Raw genomic sequence first — 16806 nt, 5'->3', positions numbered from 1 at the left:
AACTGTATCCGTTTAAATCAACAGTTCCATTAAATATGTATAGATTATCAAATTCAGTATCTTCATCTAAAGTCAAATTGCTTCTTATTTCGGTACTTGATAGCTCTTCAAATCCCATTATCATAAATTCTTGTTCTGGTGTTGGCTCAGGTGTTGGTTCTAGCGTAGGCTCTGGCGTCGGTTCTGGTGTAGGTTCTGGCGTCGGTTCTGACGTCGGTTCTGGCGTCGGTTCCGGTGTCGGTTCTGGCGTCGGTTCCGGTGTAGGTTCTGGTGTCGGTTTCGGTGTCGGTTCCGGCGTCGGTTCCGGCGTCGGTTCTGGCGTCGGTTCTGGTGTAGGTTCTGGTGTAGGTTCTGGCGTCGGTTCCGGTGTCGATTCCGGCATCTTTTCCGACATCTCTTCTAGTGTGCTATCCTCAACAATTACCTCATTACCATCTTGTATTCCGTTGTCCTCTGGAAAAACTGCCAAAACATTAGTTAATGAAATGACAAAAATTAGAATTACAGAAATGGATAACTTAAATTTTCTTTTCATAGGTTAGTTCCTCCCCTTATAATTAATAATTATTCCCTGTAATAAATTTACATGGGTTTGTACAACTAAAAAATATTTTATCACAGATTTCTATCATATGTAAATAGTAAATTTCTTTTTTTGTCGAAATCTGCCTATTAAATTCACAAAAAAAAGACAGAGTATGCGTAAAATCATTTACAACACGCTCTATCTATTTTTTATATCTCACGTCTTCCCTCTAAAGCCTTAGACAATGTAACCTCATCTGCATACTCTAAATCACCACCAACAGGTATCCCATGGGCAATTCTGGTTATCTTTATCCCCAAAGGCTTTAAAAGTTTAGATATATACATCGCCGTTGCTTCCCCTTCTATGTTAGGGTTGGTTGCAATTATAACTTCCTTAACAGAACCATTTTTTATCCTTTCAAGAAGCTCCTTTATCTTAATATCCTCAGGGCCAATTCCATCCATTGGGGATATCGCTCCGTGAAGTACATGGTAACGACCCTTAAATTCTTTTATTCTTTCCATTGCAACGACATCTCTAGGATCCTCTACCACACAAATTAAAGAATCATCCCTGTTTTTGGAATTACAAACAGTGCATGATTCCAAATCAGTTAAATTGCCACATATAGTGCAATATTTTATTTTTGTCTTTGCATCAATAATTGCATTTGAAAGCTTCTCCGCCTTCTCCTTCGGCACATTTAGTACATAAAAAGCCAGTCTTTGGGCAGTCTTATGCCCTATGCCCGGAAGCTTTTCAAACTCCTCTATAAGTCTGGCTATTGGTGCTGCATAAAAACTCATTGGCATACCCCTTGTCTTGATGCCTTTAAATAATACTGCTTATTTAAGACATTAATTAAAACATTCCTGGAAGTCCACCCATTCCACCTGTCACTTTACTCATTTCACCATTTACCATCTCATCGGCTTTTCTCAAAGCCTCATTAATTGCAGCTAAAATGAGATCTTGCAACATTTCAACATCCTCTGGATCTACAACTTCAGGTTTTATAGTAATGTCCTTAATGTCTTTTTTCCCTGTTGCTGTAACAGTAATTGCTCCACCTCCAGCAGAAGCTTCAACTTCTCTATCCTTAAGTTCCTCCTGAAGCTTCTCCATTTCCTTCTGCATTTTTTGAGCCTGCTTCATAAGATTGCCCATATTTCCGCCACCCATTCCTGGGAATCCACCTTTTGCCATAATTCTCTACCTCCATTTATTTTTTTCCTAATAAACATTATATATTAATATAAATACAAAATACTAGACTTTTATATACATTATTTAAATTTATTTTTTATTCATCAATTATATTTAAATCAACATCACACTTTTTTGCAATATCTCTAGCCTTTTCAACCAATTCATCCTTTTCTTCTGACTTTACAGTATCGACTGTTTCTGTTTCATCAATGCATTTTATTTTTACTTCTCTACCTAAGAAATTACACAAATGTGATTCGACAACTTCAGCATTTTCCGGTTTGGACAGACTGGTCTTTGCCAACCCCTTTCCTTCACCAAATACCACGCCAATAAATTTATTGTCAATTTCAACAATTTTAGTATCCATTAAATAGGCATAAAGAGCCATTCTTCTGGAATCTTTAAGTTCCTTTAATACCTCTTTCCAAACTTCAAGTCCCTTCATTTTTCCAGCAGTATTTTCATTTGAATCTGCTTCTTCTTTAGCATTTTTAGAATTTTCTTTTTTTTCTGTGCTTTTTTTACCAGTATCTGAATCCTTTTTTATAGAGATTCCCTTGGAGAAAATATCGGATACTTTTTTTTCCAAAGACTTAACTCTGTCAGTAATAAATGTATCTTTTAAATTCAAATTGTTTTCAGATAATTTAATAAGGGTAGTTTCAAGTAAAATCCTTGGCTGTGTTGACCATTTTAAAGCAGCCTCTAAAGAAGATAACTCTTTAATTGCAGTTATTAATTCAAAAGTTTCCAACCCTTTAGACAGTTCTTTCATTTTTTGTATTGACTCTTCTGAGGCATCAATTATTTCCTCTGGATTTTTAGTTGTACCGCATATGAGAAGATTTCTATAATAAAATACTAAATCAGATACAAACTGACTGATACTTTTCCCATCCATAACAAGGTTGTCTATCTTTTTTAAAACATTTTCCACCTGTTTGTTTATTATATATTCTGTCATTTCAGAGACAAAGGTATCTTTAACTATTCCAGTTATTTTTAAAACGTCCTGATGTGTAAGTTCTTTTTTCCCTAAAGAAATACACTGATCTAAAATACTAATGGCATCCCGTAAAGCTCCATCTGAAAGCTTTGCAATAAGTGTTGAAGCATCATTTTGAATTTCAACTCCACTTTCTTTTGCAATATATTCCACTCTCTTTGTAATGCTTTCTACAGGAATTCTTCTAAAATCAAACCTCTGACATCTAGATAGTATTGTAGCAGGAAGCTTGTGGGGCTCAGTGGTAGCCAGTATAAATATTACATGGGAAGGAGGTTCCTCTAAAGTCTTTAAAAGTGCATTAAACGCCCCAGTTGAAAGCATGTGAACCTCATCAATTATATAAACACGATATTTTGCTTTAGAAGGTGTATAAACCACTTCATCTCTTATATCACGAACATTATCCACACTATTATTTGAAGCAGCATCTATTTCTATTACATCTAAAATACTGCCGTTTAATATACCCTTACATATTTCACACTTATTACAAGGGTCACCCTCCACAGGGTCTAAACAATTTACAGCTCGGGAGAAAATTTTAGCAGTAGTAGTCTTTCCTGTGCCCCTAGTTCCACAAAAAAGATATGCATGAGCTATCCTATCTTTAGAAACACAATTAGACAGTGTCTTTACAACATGTTCCTGCTCGACAACATCCTCAAAAACCATAGGACGCCACTTTCTATATAGAGCTAAATACGACATTTCATTTCTCCCCTTTAGCAGCAGTAATTTTAAGACTTCAAAATATTAAAATAAGCTATTTAAAAATTTAAATAGCTTTAAAATCTTCTCATAAATTATTTATAATAATCGGCCGTGCACCTTCTATCGACATGCTTCTATAAGCGATACCTGTGCAGTTAACTCGAATCAGGCTATCCCGCGGCACACGTAAGGGCCTACTTACCGCTGCTTTCTTCCGAACCTGACGGAGTTCATAGGGTTACATTGCGCAGGACCCGATCTTCATTGCCACTTACACAGACCAGACCTTACAAAAACAAGCCTCAAGAAGGTATTCAATCCTGCTATAGCGGATTGCAGGTACAGGGCACCGCTACCTCCCCATCTAGCACGACCAAATATTAACTTTAGTATGAGCAATGACTAATTAAGTCACTTATACATTATACTTAATATCTATAAATACTTCAAGTAATTTTGAATAATATAATGATGAAATTTTATCCAACCTTCTTTTTTGCCTTGATTTTTTACAAAATTCTAATCAGGTGAATGTTATCTATTATATACACCCAGCTTAATCTTTCATTTTATACTTTTCATCATCATATGTTCTGGTTCTGGCAGTAGTACTTTCAATAAAGTTTGTATATTCCTTGCTATACCTATCAAGAACTCTTTTGTCATTTTTGTTTAAATTTGTTCTTGTATGATTTTCTTCTCTATTCAAAATATCACTTCCTATAATTATATTTTTTTTAAAAAATATTTTTACAATATTTCTTACTGTCTTTATTATAAATTTTATTATAATATAAGCGTCTATATTAAAATATGAATGTTACTTTGATAATATACTATCTACATTATCCACATGCACCAAATAAAAGCTTTTTCTGCAATTTAGTGAACTCGTTTAGCTAAAGCTAAACATCGAGGCTTCAGGTGGAGACTCAACTCCACCTGAAGATTTATAAGAGGAACTCCACTTTATAGAAGGTGGAGTCTTAGAATAAGATAACTTTCAAATGCCAAAACCTGTTTTAATAACCAAAAAACTGCGTATATCAATTATATAAAAAATTAATACGCAGTTTCCTGGGCAAAGTTTGACCCAAATTGTAATTTTATAGGATTTATTATGATGTTACAATATATTTGTCCTACCTGTAATTAATTTTACTACATTTTCGATTTTTTTTTATTTATTTTGTATGAGATGTATATAAAATGACCTGAAATGCTTTTATTAGTTCTTAAAAACTGTAAAAGCCCATAAGTTGTAGGTTTATGCCATATAATAACTGTATTCTTTTTTAATTTTTTTACTTTATCTTGAATTAACCATATCAAAAAGGGTACCTTCAAATTAGAAGATACCCTGATATTATTAATTCAATTCTTTCTAAGACTTCAAATAAAAAAGCGTGCCCAAAAACTTTCATTGAGAACGCTATTATTCATAACACCAAAGTAATTATATCATTTTTTAAGGTTTTATCAAGGCTATTTTTTTAAATTAAACTTTGCTCAAGGCCTCATTTTCAGTTTTATAAATTTCAATAAATCGATCTAGTCTTGTAACTTCGAAAAGTTTGGTAATATCCGGCGTAAGGTTGCACAAAATTATTCTCCCTTTTTTTTCTTTAAATTTTTTATAGGTATCAATAATTATTCCTAACCCGGCACTATTCATATATATTACTCCGTCCATACTAACTATAACTGATTTCCCTTCATTTTCTTTTGCTAAATTGTCAAGTAAATCTTTAAATTCATTTTGAGTTGAAATTCTAATCTGTCCTGTAAGTTTAATAATCTTTGCACTGTCCACCTCTTTTACTTCAACTTTCATATCAAAGACCTCCTCTAAGATTTCATATTGTTAGAAGTTGCTATACCGAATCAATAACAGCATATATTTAACTTACTATCCCTATCATTATTAGTCAAACTAAAAAATTAACAATATCGACACAAACTTTTGAAATATTTGTTCATGTGTTATTTTTGTCAATACGGAAAAGCGATAACTTGATATAAATAATTTACAAAATTTCTTCTTAGTTATATTATATATTACAAAGTAACTTCTTTCAATAAAATTATATCAACGGGTTTATATATTAAATGTTTTTTCCATATTTTCATTCACTTAAGCAACGTACACCCATATAAACTAAAGTATAATCTAAATTTTTATAAATTATGTAATACATTTTTTAGTTAAGTAGAACAACTTTTTGCCGATATAATAACTAAGTATAATGTACCTTACATAAGATAGGAGGTTTAATAATGTTTTACACAGGAAAAAAGGTTAAGTATTTTGATAGTGATGTGATTGTTTTGACATGGTTAAAAGATGAAGTTTTGATTTTTATTGAGGAAGATTATGTTAAGTGGGTAGACAGCTCACTAATAGAATTCATTCAATAATCCGCCAAAATTAATTAATCATAATGTACTTAGAAATAATATAGAAAATCTATTTTCTTGTAAAATATTATAACTAAAACGACTGTCCCTAGTATCCTAGAAGACAGTCGTTTTAGTTATAATACTGATAAAATATAAAAGCACCATTTAAGCTTTTTCAAACATATCTTTTCCAACACCACATACAGGACATACCCAGTCATCTGGAATGTCTTCAAATGATGTCCCTGGTGCAATTCCTCCATCTGGGTCACCTTGTTCTGGATCATATATGTACCCACATGCTGTGCAAACGTACTTATCCATCTTTATCAACTCCCATTTATATTTTTAACACTATTATATACTTCTCTTAATGGAAGTGCAATTCTTAACTTTCTACTTTTTTTATTTGCATCTCTTCTATATGCCTTTTGGTGCTTTTTGATTGTACAACCATCTATATTCTCACTCATAATTATACTCCATTTCTCTAAAACTTTTAATATACCTATTTTATATTATGGAAAAAGATTCATAATGTTCCTGCCAAACTCTATCAACTTTTTTCATTGATTAATGCAAAGTACAGACGTAAACACAGGATCATTGTTAGCTTTCCACAAAACATATCTAATTCCCATCGAAATGATATCTGCCATTTTCATAACTATGCTCAAACGAGTATTTTGTAGAATTAAATAGTCCATAAAACCACTAAAATTAACGATTCCCGTTATGTGCATATCTCCTACAGGTGCAAGGTCTTTCTTAACTCCAGAACCTGGTTTTATAGATCCCTCTCCTACTGTTAGGAATCCAACGTGATCCATTTTGCCAAGACATGCATCAATGGCTACTATAAAAGGTTTGTCATAAACTCTTAATATATCATCCATAACTTTTCCTATATTTTTTGCGTGAACTGGCTTTTCCAAATTTCCATGGATATAAACATTTTTATATGTTAAATCACTTATTTTATATCCAATAAGAGGACCTAAACTGTCTCCTGTTGATCTATCCGTTCCAATACACACAAAAACAATAGATTTGTATCCATTTTTCATTGAATTGCTTATAATTTCATAACAAGAGTCTGTAAACTCTTTAAAGGCACAACTTTTATTTATATCAATATAAACTTGTTTGTAAAGTGGCTTTAGCAACATATATACTCTCCTGAGCTAATATTTTTAAGAAAATTGCTCTTCCTTTTAAAAACACTAATTATATTATTACCTTTTATAGTTATAATATTACTATGTTTTTATTTTTTCCCCATATAACTCTATATATTTAGTGCATGTCCTTTATTTGAATAAAATAACTCTAAAAAAAGGAAAAAACAGGCTTAGAGCCTGTTAACATTAATTGAAAGCCTAAAGGGATTCCTAGGATTCCCTTAGGGACAAGAAAATTCATACACAATAGCAAATTTTCTTTAAAAATATATTTTGGGTGTATGTTATGTATATTAAGCAATAAGAGAAATATACACTCTTATATTCTAAGACAATTATAAATTATAATAACAGCGTCTCCTCTTTTAAGCTCTCCTTTCGGTCTGAAATAGTCTCCATATCCATTTATAATATTTAGACCTTTTGCCAGCACAACATAGCCTGTGAGTTCAGGATTAATTTCTTCTTTGTCTATAAAGTCACATTTAAATATATCTCTTAAATCTGCAATTTTGTCATATTTTAATGCTCTTATTATAAATTTAACACTTTCTTCTCTGGTTAATGAGCTTTCTGGATTGCTCTCGCCATCTTTTACTATCCCTTCTCTTATCAACAAATTATAAAGTCTATCTGTCTCTGAATCATTTTCTAAAGTGGTTTTTCCCTTAAATTCGTAACCTCTATCTATTATCTGAGATATAAGTAATAGAAAATCTTTCTGCTTGATTTTTTCATCAGGTCTAAACATTGGCCCTTCTAAACCGATGCCTGCTTGGGCAAGAGACTCTATCTGCTCTTTTGCATAATGTTCAGATATATCTGTATACTCTATAGGCATATCTTCTTCATATAGCTCTCCATTAGCATTTAATAGCTTTCCAGAAAAAGCATCAAGCCTTGAGGGTCTTTCTGGATTAACAGCATATACTAATTTCACAAGATCATCTAGTTCTTCAGGATTTTCACCATATAAAGGTCTTTCATAATTTATATACTGCTGTTCTGCCCCTCTGTATTCTAAGCTTAGTCCAACCTCTTCAAAAAACAAATCATATATTTCATCTAATGACAAAACATTTTCAGCCGAAGGGAAATCCAACTCCTGCCAATTCATATTGAAGCCATATATTTTCCCTTCTACTCCATCAAATCTTACAATAAAAGAATTATCTATAAATGGTATGCCATCTACCATTCTTATGTACCTAAAGTTATAATAACCATCTTCTCCCCCTTCAATTGGATCAATCATGCTTTGATGAGATTTATGATATTCAGTGTTTTTAAACTTTTCAGGTTGTATTTTTTCTAAAAATTCCTCAACAATTTCTTTCGCCTCTTCTTCATCATATTTTTTGCTTTGATCTTCAACTCTTGGATATCGAATGTCAAAATTTAGTATTTCCCCAGTTAATGCATTAACCGAAACTATTATATTATGATACTCTCTACTTTCTTCACTCTGTTCTTTTACAAAAGATACGTTCCATGTATAATTTCTTGCTAAATCCCATCCTCTATTAAGAGTTGCTCTTTCCAGCTTAAAGCTGTCATCTATTTCAAAAATTTCAAATTCTCTTACTATTTCCTCTGCTTGCTCCTGACTAATTAGAGTAGATGATTCTTCTATGGACTTTATTTCTTCTGGCGAAAGAGCAACTTCCTTAGATTCCATATTTCCCGCTGACATATCTGCAACTCCTCGTCCTGTTAAAGAACTTTCAAAATATACTTCTACAGACGGCATTAAATTTATCTCTTCTCCACTAATTGCATCTATCACATACTGATCTCCATAAACAGGAACATATGCTAAATATACTTCCTCACCAGCTAGATTGTAGGTAAGTTTTAGTCCAAGATTTTCTTTATAAGCTTCTTGAGCTTCTTCTTTAGTTATTGCATTATCTGATTTGGGAAATTCAAAATCTTCAGTCCATGATTTACTGTAATTTTGAACCTGACCAGTGTGATAATTTATTGAAATATTAATGTTGTTAAATGGAACTGCTATTTCATTATGGGTTGCTATATAACAAAATGAATGTGAGACATTTCCTGTCATTCTTTGATTTCTTTCTACAAGCTTTAAACTGTCAAAAAAATCAGATGAATTTAATTTCTTAATAAATTCCTCAGCTATTATTTGAGCTTCTCCCCTGTTAATATCAGGTATTTTTTTGCTATCTTCCATGCTGCTAGAATCGTAACTGTAATAGTGAAATATATCTCCCGAATCATCAATGCTTACTTCTTCACTAACACGCATATCATTTTTAGTCCAACTAAGATTCCATATTTTTTTGCCATCAAAAGTATTGACTCCATAGTTAAATTCATCATAATCATCCGAAATCTCCAATAAACTTCTAGCTGTTTTTATTACCTCCTCTAAGCTCATGCCATCATCAGCATATACACCTCCAGATATGCACACCGTAACAACCATTATTATAGCTAAGACCAATGATATTTTTCCCTTCATTTTAAAATTCCTCCTGTCATTAATTTGTTATTATTATTAGATGGTTAAAAAGATAAAAAAGTTTCAATAATTAGAAATTTTTTTTTTATTTTTTCATATAATCTTATAAGTAAGTGTACTTAATTAAAACTTAACCACAGGTGCATGTTATTTCTTAGCCAATACTAAGCAATATTTTCAAAAGACTATATTATTGGAGGTAATATTTTAGATGTATCTCTTTTTAACTATAAAAAAATCTGCCCTTATATCAATATCACTTATATTAGTTTTATGTGTGTTTAGTATAGCTTTGTATGGTAATTCCAAAATTTTACCTGCGATATTTATAAGTGACAAACACCAAAGTATGATAGAAGAAATTTTCCTTATAAGAAATAAATCTTTTTTGGAAAATGATTTAAATACACTTGAATCTCTTTATGATAAAAACACCAAATTAGGTACATGGGCATATGAACATCAAACAATTAAAATGAAATACCTTCATAAATGGGCTGATAAGCAGGGAATTGTTTTTAATGATATTGATACCAATGTGGTAATCAGACACATAAAAGACATTGATTCCGGCTATAAGTATAATTTTATAGGCTCTACAGAATATAGGTATTCTTATATTAATGAATTGGAAACAGAAAATCTTTTCCGAATTGGCACTTATCATACTTTAAACCTAGAAAAAAAAGATGATAAATGGCTAATCTCAAAGGAATGGTATACTGATCCTTTTGCAGATTCACTAAATTTAGATAATATAAAAATGGACGAATTCAAAGACTATGTACTAGAATCAAAACCAGTTGATCTATCTAACCTAAATTCAAGAAGAATAAGTGCTGTAGAATATGCAGACAGATATTGTGGAGCGGCTGCTAATGAAGAATATGGATACAGCTACAATAAAAAATACAAAGATTACAACCCTTTAGGAGGGGATTGTGCAAATTTTGCGTCACAGATTTTATACGAAGGAGCAGGCTTTGAAAAAAACTACACCTGGAGATATGAAAAAGATGGAAGTAAGGCATGGGTAAATGCACAAGCTTTTAAAGACTACATGATTTACAGTGGCAGAGGCTCTCTTATTGCAAAGGGCAATTATAACCAGGTATTTAAAGCATCGTTCAAACTTTTGCCAGGTGATTTTGTCGCCTATGAAAAAAAGGGGAAAGTAACACATATATCAGTGGTAACAGGAGTTGATTCTAAGGGTTATGCATTGGTCAACTGCCATAATACTGATAGGTATAGAGTTCCTTGGGATCTTGGCTGGAACAACAAAGGAATAAATTTCTGGCTAGTAAGGGTTAACTATTGACTTATCTTATTTGATAACCTGCTAGATATTATTTAGTTTAATATATTTAGGAAGCATGTCATTTAAGTGAATGAAAGGTTGAAAAAATATTGTGGAATAAGATAAAAATCAAAAAAGATGGGGAAGCTCCCCACCTAAATTTAAAAGGATTATCAATTGATTGTAAAAGATGGTGACTTTAGATATAATATGAATTTACGCATTATTGAAGAGGAATTATAATTCTCATTCCTGGATAGATTAAATCAGGATTCTCTAATCTGTTTGTAGCAATCAAAAGCTGCAAACTAATATTATATCTAGCCGCTATAGAATACAATGTGTCTCCCGGCTCTACAGTATATACTATTGGAGCAGCAGGAGGCCTTACTATTTCAGGAGCCTGCTCTATAAGAGTCTGCCATGTTCTTCTTCCAACCATTCCTGTTACTGGAATCCCTCTGTCTCGCTGCAATCTTATAACTGCCTGTCGCATACATTCACCGAAATTTCCATCAATAACACCTATATCATATCCATTTGCTAAAAGAAGTCTCTGAAGGAATATCACATATATGCCTCTATCACCTGGGCGTAAAACTGGCAAAGCAGGCATAGGTTGTATAGGCATCCTTGGTATTACCAACCTCTGCCCTGGATAGATTAAATCAGGATTTTCTATGTTATTAACTCTTGCAATCATTTCAACTGTTGTATTAAAGCTTCCTGCTATTTTTCCTAAGGTATCTCCCGGCCTTACAACATACACTGTTGAAAATCCTGGCATTCCAGACATCTGCCTAAATATATCCCCATCATAAAAAAACTCAGGACTATAGTACATAACACTACCTCCTTGTTTACATAACACTATCTACTTGTATACTATGAAAAAGGGAATAAAATGTTTCCATATATTTAAATTTTCCTCTTATTCTAAGACTCCACTTTCTATAAGGTAAGGTTCATCTTATAAATCTTTAGGTGGAGTTGAGTCTCCACCTGAAGCCTAGATGTTTATCTTTAGCTAAACCAGTTCATTTCTGCTAACTCTCATTAATGACTTAAAATCATGACTTGAAGGATTTTGGAATACCCTTAAATGGAATTTAGGTACAACTGACAATATATGATCAAAAATATCCGACTGTATACGTTCATACTCCACCCAATCAATAGTATTTGTGAACACATAAATTTCTATCGGCAGTCCATACTCATTAGGTGGAAGCTGTCTTACTATTTGAATCATACCTTTATAAGTTTCAGGATGGTTTTCGAGGTACTTATTAATATACGCTCTAAAAACGCCAACATTAGTAAGCTTTCTTCCATTTACCTCTACAGAAGAATCAATTTTATGTTTTTTATTATATGTTTCAATTTCCTTTTGTTTGTTTTGTATATAGTCTTTTATATAGTGTATTTTTTTGAACTCCTCAACCATTTCATCAGAACAAAAACTAATACTTGACGTGTCTATAAAAACTGAACGCATTATTCGCCTTCCCCCAGTTTCCATCATACCTCTCCAATTTTTAAATGAATCTGAAACAAGTTTGTATGTGGGAATAGTCGTTATTGTTCTGTCAAAATTTTGAACTTTTACCGTGTTTAGAGATATGTCTACTACATCTCCATCCGCACCAAACTTAGGCATCTCAATCCAATCTCCTACTCTTACCATGTCATTAGAAGATAATTGAATTCCAGCTACAAGACCTAATATAGAATCTTGAAATATAAGCAAAAGAACTGCTGAAAGTGCTCCTAAGCCTCCTAGAAGAACCAAAGGATTTTGACCAATAATTTCAGCAATAATTAATATTCCAGCAATAACAAAAACAAAAATTTTAACTACTTGAATATATCCTTTTATGGGTTTGGTTTTAGAAACCTCAAAGGTATCATAAATATCATTTACTGCACTTAAAAGAGAACTAATAGTAAGTATTGCCACCATAATAATATAGACAGTTGCTCCTGTGGAAATCCAATGTCTTACACTTTCAGGAAAGGCTGTCGCAAAAGCATATATAATGATAGCAGGAACTAAATGGGACATTCTCTGAAAAACTTTCCTCTCAAGCATAATATTATCCCATTTAAATTTGTTATTTTTGATATAATGAGAAAGAATTCTCAAAACAATTTTTTTTGTAACATAATTTGCCACAAAACTTATTAGTATAATGAGCACTACTAATATGGCATACGATAAATAACTGGCAACTCCAGTTTCTACTCCATATTCTTTTAGCAGTTCCAAAATATGCGCCCTCATCAATTATCACTCCAAAATATTATGCTGTTTTTAGTTTATTTATTCCAAATATATAAACTAAATTAAAATCAATCCATTTTGCATTATACTCTAATTAGTCTTTTCTGTAAAGCTCTATGAATATAGCCAAGGCATAAATCGTTAGTATTTAAAAAATATGGAATAAGCATTGTCAATCAAGTTTTAGAGCATGTTAATACGATGAGTAAAATAAGAACCTTTTTTGAGTGGCTAGTAAGTTTATCTTTATCTAATACTCCACCTTGTATAAGGCAGAGTAGCTCTTATAAATCTTCAGGTGGAGTTGAGCCTCCACCTGAAGCCTAGATGTTTAGCTTTAGCTAAACCAGTTCACTATGATAATACTTCAATTTCTCCTCCTGCATCTCTTATTGAATCAAATATTCCACCTAACTTAGATTTTTTGCCTAAAAACGGAAGACGTATTATAAGGCAAATTCCACCTGGTGAAGTTACTTCCACTATATTTAACAGATTTATAACTGCTCCTGGTGGTATAGAGATACGCAATACTGTTCCTGGAAGCTGGGGACAAAAGTCTTTTTTGGGCACATGTGGTTTTTTGCAACATTTTTTGCAGCCTGTTTTACCCTTTTTTGAGTCTACCCAGAATTCTGAATAATCCATAATATAACCTCCTTATATTTCGTTATATTATATACTATTCAAAACAAACATAAATAGTTAACATAAAATGAATCCCCAAAGAACAACAAACGCTCCAATAAGCAGTGGTATTCCTACATAAGAAAAATACATATCCCATTTTTTCGAGATATTTCTCACTTCGTACGGAAGTTTTATGTAACTAGCATCTGACACCATCTTTTTCTTTATATATCCCTTTTCTATTTCTTTTAAATAAAAACTCCAAATTCTAAGTGTTTTTATGGCGGGTAGAATAAAGAAAAAAGCATATATAAATGAAATCACAATGGCCATGATGGGAAGCAAGCTTCTTATTTCTAAAATCACAGGCAACTCTGGATTTTTTTCAGTTACACCTAAGCTGGCTATAAACCCACTAAAAAGAAATGTATTCCCTAAAAAATACTGTGTCATTTTTTCATTTATAAGATGATGCTGATTAAGTGCCAATGCTTGATAATGATTATATACATGTATTACTAAATCATCTTCTACTTCCTTCTTCTTTTCAACATTATCTTTTTCCAAGCTTATCACCACCAATCCAAGTATTAGACTTTATTTTTTGCTAACAGATTAAAAATTATTCTTATCCATATGTTTTTAAAATTAATTGCAATTTTCCAGTTAACTTTATATACAATGGCAAGAAAAAACTGCCCCTGTAATTCAGGAACAGTTTTTTATTATTCTCTTCGAGCATATTATTTAACTTTATTCACTCTACAACTACCGTGTCATTATATTTAACCCATTCTTCTGCAGAACCATCATATACTTTGACATCTCTATAGCCTAACATTTCTGTTAAAACAAAAGCCCAGCAACTAGCATAACCACCAACACCACAATAAACAATAATTTCTTCTCTTTGATTTCCAGATCCAATTACACTCTCTACAATTTCATTTAGCTCATTTACACTTTTATAAGACCAATCATCGTTCCATATTTTTGGTGCTGGTAAAGACTTAGCTGTTGGAATATGCCCTGGAACACCTGTATAAGGCTCAATAATTTCTCCTGTATATGCTTCATAATCTCTAGCATCAATTAATATTACTTCACCAAGATTATCTTCAACATAATCCATGGTAACAAACATATCATCATTAACCTTACTCTTATATTCAAATGGAGTAACTTCAGGTTGCTCTGTAGAAACAACTCTTCCTTCTTCAGCCCACTTATCAAAACCCCCGTCTAAAATAGAAACCTTTCTTACACCTGCATATATCAAAGTATTGGCAGCCCTATTAGCGTTACCAATAGCATATGGGTTTTCAGGCGTAGGTAATGATGTAATCAAAACTACATGTGAACCTTTGTTTATTCCACAAGAACCTATCATGTCAAATATATCTTCTTTTTCAGGTAATTCCATAAGAAGACCATCTCTCATCGTGAGCCATGCTGAAAATGGAACTATATAAGGTACATTGATGGATTCTTCTATATGACCTGCTTGATACTCCTCGTCACTTCTAATGTCAATAATAACAAGGTTTCCTCTATTCATGTTATTTTCTAACCACTCAGTAGATACTATTGGTCCAGCTCCACCCCTCATATTTTTTTGCCCCCCTCTATTGTTTTCTCCTCTAGATGCAAATGCAAAGCTAGTAAATAAAAGTGATACAATAAGTAAAACCACTGTTGAGACATAAAACATTCTTCTTTTCATTTTGTTTTGTCCTCCTTCTTTCTTTTACACTATCTTTTTATTGTTACAACGCCCAAATTGGGCAAGAATGGCATAGATGTAACGAGGTTTAAATTACATGGTAAATTTTATCCTTATATAAAATTTTACCTGTATATTTCTGTTTGGTCAAGTCCTATATTTTAAAACATTGGGAAGTTAAAAGATTTGGAAAAAGACACAAAAAAAGACTCTTCATTTAAGCCTTTTTAAAAAACTAATATCTATATTAACTATTATAAATAAAATCCCTAAAACTCTTACAATTTTTTCTCTTTACAAAATTAAACTTTAATAATTTAGTAGAGCGTGTTTTTTAGATGGCAATACCTTACCTGTAACTAATGCCACAAGTACAAAACAGCAACTTTTTAAACATTAAAAAAATGACTAATGCTGAGCTGATTTACGGTATCCTCCGCCACCTCTTTTTGACTCAAAACTCTTCTTGAGATCATGCATTTTTTCATCACTATCTTTCATAAACTTTGCCAAACGATCTTCAAAAGAACCTTTACTAGCATCTTGACGATCCCAGTCTATTTCTTCTGGTTTGCTTGACTTAACTGAAGGTTTTTTAGATTCCTGAGCTTTTTTAATAGACAAGCTAATCCTTCCATTATTGTCCACAGAAATAACTTTAACCTTCACCGTCTGATTTTCCTTAAGATAAGTTTTGATGTCTTTAACATACTCCTCAGCAACCTCAGAGATATGAACCAAACCTGTTTGGCTGTTAGATAGTTGAACAAAAGCTCCAAAATTTGTTATGCCTGAAACTTTTCCGTCAACGATTTTTCCTACTTCAACGAGCATAAAATAAATAATCCTCCTGATTAATTAAAGTACTTTGATTATATAATATGATATGGACTTACGTCAAGTACCAATAATTTTAAAATTCCTCAAAGAATCTATTATTTTAATACTTTCTACGTTTTTATTTAGCTTTAGCTAAACGAGTTCACTTTCTTATTGCAATTATTTATTAATGTCCACAAAAACTTTTTCACCTTCTTTGACTAGACCCAATTCTCTCCTTGCTATTATTTCGATATACTCATCAGATAAAACTTTCTCTCTCTCCTCTATAAGTTTAGCATTACGTTCCGCTTCTTCCTCTATCTTTAAATCCAACTGCTCAATTTCTGAACGTTGAGAGTTTAAAATGCTTTGTTGCCTAATAAGCATGCCTGATAAATATGTTGTTCCAATTAATAAAATTATAATTAAAAACCAATTCGGCTTTTTTCTTTTGCTCATAAAAATTACTCTCCCTTAATTATACACTATTAATAATATTCTACACATGTTAGAAAAA

Annotated in this window: 20 protein-coding genes and 1 other RNA gene; 3 read left to right on the top strand and 18 right to left on the bottom strand. The window is 32.1% G+C overall.

Going from position 1 to position 16806, the window contains the following annotated elements; all coding sequences use genetic code 11:
- The 7 genes from RBH29_RS08950 to RBH29_RS08920 all read right to left on the bottom strand — a co-directional run.
- The coding region (locus RBH29_RS08950; protein ID WP_306696459.1) for a hypothetical protein at positions 1 to 535 on the bottom strand (535 nt) is incomplete at its 3' end.
- Positions 536 to 735: 200 nt separating this feature from the next.
- The gene (gene recR / locus RBH29_RS08945; RefSeq protein WP_306696458.1) at positions 736 to 1335 is read right to left on the bottom strand and encodes a recombination mediator RecR; all 600 of its coding nucleotides are present in this window, start codon (positions 1333 to 1335) and stop codon (positions 736 to 738) included.
- 55 nt (positions 1336 to 1390) lie between these two features.
- Positions 1391 to 1735, bottom strand: a complete 345-nt coding sequence (locus RBH29_RS08940; RefSeq protein ID WP_306696457.1) for a YbaB/EbfC family nucleoid-associated protein — start codon at positions 1733 to 1735, stop codon at positions 1391 to 1393.
- A gap of 97 nt (positions 1736 to 1832) precedes the next feature.
- Positions 1833 to 3458: a DNA polymerase III subunit gamma/tau gene (dnaX, locus tag RBH29_RS08935; protein WP_306696456.1), complete on the bottom strand. Its 1626-nt coding sequence runs from the start codon at positions 3456 to 3458 to the stop codon at positions 1833 to 1835.
- A 112-nt stretch (positions 3459 to 3570) separates the two neighbouring features.
- An RNA gene (gene ffs / locus RBH29_RS08930) (signal recognition particle sRNA large type) lies at positions 3571 to 3834 on the bottom strand.
- 183 nt (positions 3835 to 4017) lie between these two features.
- Positions 4018 to 4170, bottom strand: a complete 153-nt coding sequence (locus RBH29_RS08925) for a hypothetical protein (protein ID WP_306696455.1) — start codon at positions 4168 to 4170, stop codon at positions 4018 to 4020.
- Positions 4171 to 4959: 789 nt separating this feature from the next.
- Positions 4960 to 5295, bottom strand: coding sequence for an STAS domain-containing protein (locus RBH29_RS08920; protein ID WP_306696454.1), 336 nt, complete (start codon positions 5293 to 5295; stop codon positions 4960 to 4962).
- Positions 5296 to 5738: 443 nt separating this feature from the next.
- On the opposite strand from RBH29_RS08920, the gene RBH29_RS08915 reads away from it, so the two are divergent.
- Positions 5739 to 5879 (top strand): hypothetical protein, encoded by a 141-nt coding sequence (locus tag RBH29_RS08915; RefSeq protein ID WP_306696453.1) that lies wholly within the window; start codon positions 5739 to 5741, stop codon positions 5877 to 5879.
- 147 nt (positions 5880 to 6026) lie between these two features.
- Here the strand turns inward: RBH29_RS08915 and rd are convergent, their stop codons facing one another.
- The 4 genes from rd to RBH29_RS08895 form a co-directional block, all read right to left on the bottom strand.
- Complete coding sequence (gene rd, locus RBH29_RS08910) at positions 6027 to 6185, bottom strand: rubredoxin (RefSeq protein ID WP_306696452.1); 159 nt, start codon at positions 6183 to 6185, stop codon at positions 6027 to 6029.
- 5 nt (positions 6186 to 6190) lie between these two features.
- Entirely contained in the window at positions 6191 to 6334 is a 144-nt protein-coding gene (locus RBH29_RS08905) for a hypothetical protein (RefSeq protein ID WP_306696450.1), read from the bottom strand.
- A gap of 93 nt (positions 6335 to 6427) precedes the next feature.
- Complete coding sequence (gene yyaC / locus RBH29_RS08900) at positions 6428 to 7030, bottom strand: spore protease YyaC (RefSeq protein WP_306696449.1); 603 nt, start codon at positions 7028 to 7030, stop codon at positions 6428 to 6430.
- 331 nt (positions 7031 to 7361) lie between these two features.
- On the bottom strand, positions 7362 to 9530 hold the full coding sequence (locus RBH29_RS08895) for a YcdB/YcdC domain-containing protein (RefSeq protein ID WP_306696448.1): 2169 nt from the start codon (positions 9528 to 9530) through the stop codon (positions 7362 to 7364).
- A gap of 211 nt (positions 9531 to 9741) precedes the next feature.
- Between RBH29_RS08895 and RBH29_RS08890 the strand changes: the two genes are divergently transcribed.
- A complete protein-coding gene (locus RBH29_RS08890) occupies positions 9742 to 10851 on the top strand; it encodes an amidase domain-containing protein (protein WP_306696447.1) in 1110 nt (369 codons plus the stop codon).
- A gap of 202 nt (positions 10852 to 11053) precedes the next feature.
- On the opposite strand, the gene RBH29_RS08885 is transcribed toward RBH29_RS08890, so the two are convergent.
- Both RBH29_RS08885 and RBH29_RS08880 read right to left on the bottom strand, forming a co-directional pair.
- Positions 11054 to 11674 carry a LysM peptidoglycan-binding domain-containing protein gene (locus tag RBH29_RS08885; protein ID WP_306696446.1) on the bottom strand — a complete coding sequence of 207 codons (621 nt, stop codon included), beginning with the start codon at positions 11672 to 11674 and terminating at the stop codon, positions 11054 to 11056.
- 183 nt (positions 11675 to 11857) lie between these two features.
- Positions 11858 to 13099, bottom strand: a complete 1242-nt coding sequence (locus RBH29_RS08880; RefSeq protein WP_306696445.1) for a mechanosensitive ion channel family protein — start codon at positions 13097 to 13099, stop codon at positions 11858 to 11860.
- Positions 13100 to 13315: 216 nt separating this feature from the next.
- Here RBH29_RS08880 and RBH29_RS08875 point away from each other — a divergent pair, with 216 nt between their 5' ends.
- Entirely contained in the window at positions 13316 to 13441 is a 126-nt protein-coding gene (locus RBH29_RS08875; protein ID WP_306696444.1) for a hypothetical protein, read from the top strand.
- A 27-nt stretch (positions 13442 to 13468) separates the two neighbouring features.
- Here RBH29_RS08875 and RBH29_RS08870 read toward each other — a convergent pair whose 3' ends face one another.
- The 5 genes from RBH29_RS08870 to RBH29_RS08850 form a co-directional block, all read right to left on the bottom strand.
- Positions 13469 to 13762 carry a hypothetical protein gene (locus RBH29_RS08870; protein ID WP_306696443.1) on the bottom strand — a complete coding sequence of 98 codons (294 nt, stop codon included), beginning with the start codon at positions 13760 to 13762 and terminating at the stop codon, positions 13469 to 13471.
- Between the two features lie 57 nt (positions 13763 to 13819).
- On the bottom strand, positions 13820 to 14311 hold the full coding sequence (locus RBH29_RS08865) for a hypothetical protein (RefSeq protein ID WP_306696442.1): 492 nt from the start codon (positions 14309 to 14311) through the stop codon (positions 13820 to 13822).
- Between the two features lie 190 nt (positions 14312 to 14501).
- Positions 14502 to 15467, bottom strand: coding sequence for a sulfurtransferase (locus tag RBH29_RS08860; protein ID WP_306696441.1), 966 nt, complete (start codon positions 15465 to 15467; stop codon positions 14502 to 14504).
- Positions 15468 to 15875: 408 nt separating this feature from the next.
- Entirely contained in the window at positions 15876 to 16301 is a 426-nt protein-coding gene (locus RBH29_RS08855; protein ID WP_306696440.1) for a S1 RNA-binding domain-containing protein, read from the bottom strand.
- A gap of 165 nt (positions 16302 to 16466) precedes the next feature.
- Positions 16467 to 16748: an FtsB family cell division protein gene (locus tag RBH29_RS08850; protein WP_306696438.1), complete on the bottom strand. Its 282-nt coding sequence runs from the start codon at positions 16746 to 16748 to the stop codon at positions 16467 to 16469.
- Positions 16749 to 16806 lie beyond the last annotated feature (58 nt).

Source organism: Herbivorax alkaliphila, assembly GCF_030848475.1.
In the GTDB taxonomy this organism is placed as follows: Bacteria; Bacillota; Clostridia; order Acetivibrionales; family Acetivibrionaceae; genus Herbivorax.
The sequence above is the reverse complement of the archived record's forward strand: the minus strand, read 5'-3'. Positions and strand labels throughout refer to the sequence as shown.

Coding starts and splice junctions, on each gene's coding strand:
- RBH29_RS08875 (WP_306696444.1), top strand. CDS start 13,316: ATGAGTAAAATAAGAACCTTTTTTGAGTGGCTAGTAAGTTTATCTTTA.
- RBH29_RS08860 (WP_306696441.1), bottom strand. CDS start 15,467: ATGAAAAGAAGAATGTTTTATGTCTCAACAGTGGTTTTACTTATTGTA.
- RBH29_RS08915 (WP_306696453.1), top strand. CDS start 5,739: ATGTTTTACACAGGAAAAAAGGTTAAGTATTTTGATAGTGATGTGATT.
- yyaC (WP_306696449.1), bottom strand. CDS start 7,030: ATGTTGCTAAAGCCACTTTACAAACAAGTTTATATTGATATAAATAAA.
- RBH29_RS08855 (WP_306696440.1), bottom strand. CDS start 16,301: ATGCTCGTTGAAGTAGGAAAAATCGTTGACGGAAAAGTTTCAGGCATA.
- RBH29_RS08885 (WP_306696446.1), bottom strand. CDS start 11,674: ATGTACTATAGTCCTGAGTTTTTTTATGATGGGGATATATTTAGGCAG.
- RBH29_RS08920 (WP_306696454.1), bottom strand. CDS start 5,295: ATGAAAGTTGAAGTAAAAGAGGTGGACAGTGCAAAGATTATTAAACTT.
- rd (WP_306696452.1), bottom strand. CDS start 6,185: ATGGATAAGTACGTTTGCACAGCATGTGGGTACATATATGATCCAGAA.
- recR (WP_306696458.1), bottom strand. CDS start 1,335: ATGAGTTTTTATGCAGCACCAATAGCCAGACTTATAGAGGAGTTTGAA.
- RBH29_RS08895 (WP_306696448.1), bottom strand. CDS start 9,530: ATGAAGGGAAAAATATCATTGGTCTTAGCTATAATAATGGTTGTTACG.
- RBH29_RS08890 (WP_306696447.1), top strand. CDS start 9,742: ATGTATCTCTTTTTAACTATAAAAAAATCTGCCCTTATATCAATATCA.
- RBH29_RS08905 (WP_306696450.1), bottom strand. CDS start 6,334: ATGAGTGAGAATATAGATGGTTGTACAATCAAAAAGCACCAAAAGGCA.
- RBH29_RS08850 (WP_306696438.1), bottom strand. CDS start 16,748: ATGAGCAAAAGAAAAAAGCCGAATTGGTTTTTAATTATAATTTTATTA.
- RBH29_RS08940 (WP_306696457.1), bottom strand. CDS start 1,735: ATGGCAAAAGGTGGATTCCCAGGAATGGGTGGCGGAAATATGGGCAAT.
- dnaX (WP_306696456.1), bottom strand. CDS start 3,458: ATGTCGTATTTAGCTCTATATAGAAAGTGGCGTCCTATGGTTTTTGAG.
- RBH29_RS08870 (WP_306696443.1), bottom strand. CDS start 13,762: ATGGATTATTCAGAATTCTGGGTAGACTCAAAAAAGGGTAAAACAGGC.